Source organism: Paenibacillus sp. 01T422, from assembly GCF_056398785.1.
This window is the reverse complement of sequence record NZ_JBFTQB010001651.1, coordinates 1-456: the sequence shown is the minus strand read 5'-3', so window position 1 is coordinate 456 and position 456 is coordinate 1. Positions and strand designations below refer to the sequence as shown.

Below are 456 nucleotides of genomic sequence, written 5' to 3'. Positions count from 1 at the left end.
TTACATTGTTGATCTTTTATATGAAAGACAGTCCTAACTCAATGAAGAATCAATCATCCAAGGAAACCCTAAGTGGGTTTTATGAAGTTTACTCAAAAGGAATGGATGGAACTTCTGAGTTTATGAAAAATAATAATGCTGGAATACTTGCAAATTACCGATTTTATTATGGGGAAATAATCGGCTATAAAATAGAAAAAATCAAAAACTTAGACTCTTTACATAAAGAGGCTGAGGTTACCGTTAACGTTAAAAATAGACAAGTGCCATATAAAGACACTATCACTTTAGAGTTAATAGATAACAAATGGTTAATTAGTAATTACACAAGTACAAGTAAGGAAGCTTGGCCAAACCTACCATGACTATAAGAATGTAAAGACTAATTAAATACTYGAGTATCTTCTTCTCGCGTTTGCATTTCTACAACATACATTCTTAAGGACAGAGTTTAAC

At 31.4% G+C, this 456-nt stretch carries 1 protein-coding gene; it reads left to right on the top strand.

The genetic code is table 11. From position 1 onward, the window contains the following. The coding region (locus tag AC1DUA_RS40610) for a hypothetical protein (RefSeq protein ID WP_477505016.1) at window positions 1–365 on the top strand (365 nt) is incomplete at its 5' end. Window positions 366–456 lie beyond the last annotated feature (91 nt).